6 protein-coding genes are annotated in these 3176 nt (G+C 41.5%); 2 read left to right on the forward strand and 4 right to left on the reverse strand.

Annotated elements, in window-relative coordinates:
- Nucleotides 1-64: 64 nt before the first annotated feature.
- Nucleotides 65-559: a MarR family winged helix-turn-helix transcriptional regulator gene (locus ACRC32_RS06970; protein ID WP_438553285.1), complete on the forward strand. Its 495-nt coding sequence runs from the start codon at nucleotides 65-67 to the stop codon at nucleotides 557-559.
- Nucleotides 560-726: 167 nt separating this feature from the next.
- On the opposite strand, the gene ACRC32_RS06975 is transcribed toward ACRC32_RS06970, so the two are convergent.
- The 3 genes from ACRC32_RS06975 to ACRC32_RS06985 are packed head-to-tail and all read right to left on the reverse strand — an operon-like array spanning nucleotide 727 to nucleotide 1589.
- Nucleotides 727-921, reverse strand: coding sequence for a hypothetical protein (locus ACRC32_RS06975; RefSeq protein ID WP_438553286.1), 195 nt, complete (start codon nucleotides 919-921; stop codon nucleotides 727-729).
- Between the two features lie 2 nt (nucleotides 922-923).
- A complete protein-coding gene (locus ACRC32_RS06980) occupies nucleotides 924-1397 on the reverse strand; it encodes a type II toxin-antitoxin system VapC family toxin (protein WP_438553287.1) in 474 nt (157 codons plus the stop codon).
- A 27-nt stretch (nucleotides 1398-1424) separates the two neighbouring features.
- Nucleotides 1425-1589, reverse strand: a complete 165-nt coding sequence (locus ACRC32_RS06985) for a hypothetical protein (RefSeq protein WP_438553288.1) — start codon at nucleotides 1587-1589, stop codon at nucleotides 1425-1427.
- On the opposite strand from ACRC32_RS06985, the gene ACRC32_RS06990 reads away from it, so the two are divergent.
- Nucleotides 1589-1714, forward strand: a complete 126-nt coding sequence (locus tag ACRC32_RS06990; RefSeq protein ID WP_438553289.1) for a hypothetical protein — start codon at nucleotides 1589-1591, stop codon at nucleotides 1712-1714. The genes ACRC32_RS06985 and ACRC32_RS06990 overlap by 1 nt on opposite strands.
- Before the next feature lie 39 nt (nucleotides 1715-1753).
- Here the strand turns inward: ACRC32_RS06990 and ACRC32_RS06995 are convergent, their stop codons facing one another.
- The gene (locus ACRC32_RS06995; protein WP_438553290.1) at nucleotides 1754-2827 is read right to left on the reverse strand and encodes a YaaC family protein; all 1074 of its coding nucleotides are present in this window, start codon (nucleotides 2825-2827) and stop codon (nucleotides 1754-1756) included.
- Nucleotides 2828-3176 lie beyond the last annotated feature (349 nt).

The following is a 3176-nucleotide window of genomic DNA, read 5'->3' on the forward strand; positions in this document are numbered from 1 at the left end:
AAAATAGAGATGGTAGCGTTATTGCCGCTACAGTATAGTAACGGCTCTATACGTAGCCGCACTCATGTCTGGAACAGTAGCAATTGTGACGCGATCGTCCAAATCGACTCGAAAAAAATCTCAACAGTGTGCGGCTAGAGTCATGGAAGCTGTGCCTCTGGTCATGCGCTTTATTCGGGCAGATATGCGAGCGATTAATGCTACTGATATGTCTGTACCTCAGTTTCGCACCTTAGCATTTCTCGATCGCAATCCTGGGGCATCTTTATCTGAGCTTGCCGAGCATTTGGGAGTCACCCGCGCTACTGCTTCTGCTAATACCGAACGACTGGTACAGCGCAATTTCGTCCATCGCTGCGACCATCCCCAAGAGCGGCGACGAGTGGAATTAAAGTTAACTCAAGCGGGCAAAGAGCATCTGCAAACAGCGCGGGAGCAGACGCGGGCTTATATTGCGAATTTACTCGATTCGTTGAGTGACGAGCAAATTGCTCAGATTGATACAGGTTTGGCTCTGCTCAAGCAAGTGTTTGAAGATTCTGGTGCTGTCACAAAGTAATTCGGCTTACAAGCGATCGCTTCTGTCGGTAAGATCGTGGAGGCGATGGCGTTGAAATTATTACTTTTCTATGCACAAACTATTTAATTAGCAAGTGTCTCTGTAGATTGTGTCCGATTATCGGTGGCGTTCACCCGTCGTCAATCGCTCAAACTCGACGAAAAACTCTAAACGCTTACCTGCACCGCGTTGTTGTCCTGCTGCCAACGAGGTTGTTTTAATGGACGCGAAATGATTTGTCTACCACTTTCAGCTTGCTTGCGGCGTAGATCGTCGCAGATTGCTTGTAAATCGTAGTTGAAAGCCTTAGCATGTTCTTCTCGAATTTTGTGAATTTCTTCGAGGACTTCATCGGTCCACATTTTTACTCTCCCATTAACTCATAAGGGGTGCAGATGGTCGGTAGCTCGTATCCAGCATCAAGGCTAATTTGAAATAACTTTTTCTGAATTTGAGCATTTGCAATATGCTTACAGTTCCACGTTAGCAGATAGTCCAATCTGTAAACGGTAGCTGCTGCGATATGCAGTGCATCATCAGACGCTTTGGGTGGAAGATTGCTTCTACTCAAAAATTGTGCTGCTAAATTTTGAACTGCTCGATCAATTTCGAGTAGAGGAAAGTCACGCAAAATTTCAAGTTGCCGAGTTGCGATCTCCGCATCTCCTCGTGCTACCTCATCTAGAACTACTTGAGAAATGTAGAGCGTAAACTGGGGACTGCGATTATCCCACCATTCTCGCGTTACCTCTACATTTGCCATCAAGATCAAATTATTGCTGGATCTAGCAGTAAGATAGCCGACAATACTGGTTTCGATATAGACGGTTTCGCTCATGCAGATTTAAGAGTAGGTCGCCTCATTTTACCTAGTAATGCTGGTGAGCGATCGGCGCATGAACTCAAGTGACAGTCTGCGATCGTTTTTCAGTGAGGCAACGAATGCTAAGGGAGATGTCAAGAGTGCCTGTCGTTGCAGAGCGATTACATTCGGTGCGTCGTCCAGTTCGAGTAATCTAACTGCCATCATTGAGTTTATCTACTCTTCTCTGTCTTGCTAACGGCTGGCGGCTCACCGGACGGCGACAATGTTTGCATCATAACCGATGGAGTAACGATCTGTTCCGAGTGCAGCCGCTTGTTAGACCTGCTTAGCATTGTCGTGTAACTATAACATCGTAATCTGCATTACGATCACAACTTGGATTGGGGAATCACGCACACATTCCCAGTAATAAAACTAAGCAACTGATATAGAAACTGCTTTGGGACAACTGCGATTGCTTCACTAACTAAAGGACTTAGTTCACTAATTAATAGATCTTCTACTTCCGTTGGACGGTAACGTGCAACCGAGCCAAGATAAAAAAGAAGAGCAAGTGAAAAACTGAGATGATGATAGCAACCTGGCTTTAAATCGCAGTAGTATCTGTAACCAGAGCGGGTGAGCAATGATGCTAGAGCAAACTCTGTATAATCTTTCTGTATATTGCGGTAAATTGTGGGAAAGTTGTTTTGATTAACAGGCTTTTTATTCTTACTCCGATAAATCAACCAGCCATTATTTTCTCTTTGATCGTGAAAATAGTCTTTACGAGTTTCTTTATAAAATTTTGATGTATCTACTCGTGTTTCTTGTTTCTTTTCATATTTAATTTCTGTAAATAATTTATCTTTTCTGCTATTAACGAGAAAACCTATCTCCACTGGAAGAAATTTTCTTCGTGACCAAGGTAGCTGTCCAAGACTATGTGCCATCTCATGTAACTCAGGAATATGGCAAATTAAATCTTTAACAGATAAATCATGCTGACCTGAGATAGGTTTATTTAGCAGCTTTGCAAATTCAGAAAATATAGAGATACCGTGAGATGAATTATTTATTTGTATGAGCTGCTTTTTTCCAAGAGGCAAAGTAAGACCGTGGTGTTCTAATGTGCTTTCAAGCTCAATGCCACGAATAGACAAAAAGCACTTCACAAGATTTAGCATCCCATAGTAAGTAAGAGTTGCTTTTATAGGAAATTCAGTAGCATCAGCAGCTTTATAAAAATTTGCTGCTAATTGAGAATAATACTTGGCTCTGGTGAAACATTCACGGTTTTTAGAGCGTTTTTTCGGAATTTTCTGAATAATCCATGCCTGAAGAAATGACCAAGGGTCAGCAGTAAGAACATATGCGGTTCCAGGCGGCACCTCAAAATGAAAGTATTGCACGCTCTGGTATTTGTATAAAGCGGGTGTGCCTTTTTCCGGCTCTCTTGGCATTTAAGATACTCAAATCCTTGAATACTGTTTATATCGGCAGCAGTTTTACAACTATGTACCAAATTGAGTATTCCCAAATTTGAGCTAATAATTATCTTTTGCACCAAGATGCATTTACGGGTTTGGGAAGTCTAACTTGTTATTATACGGAAAATTTCCATATATTCTAGCCTATATGGCATGATATCCGGTCTTTTTTCCGTATAACTATCGTATACAGGCTAATATTCAGAAAATTTCCATATATCTATTCTATATGGCATAGTATCTAGACTTTTTCCGTATATCTAGCTCAACCAAAATCAAATGCAGATCGTTTGCAAATATTCTTAGCCAATGTATTAAAGAT

Source organism: Chroococcidiopsis sp. (assembly GCF_051657925.1).
Taxonomy (GTDB): domain Bacteria; phylum Cyanobacteriota; class Cyanobacteriia; order Cyanobacteriales; family Chroococcidiopsidaceae; genus Chroococcidiopsis.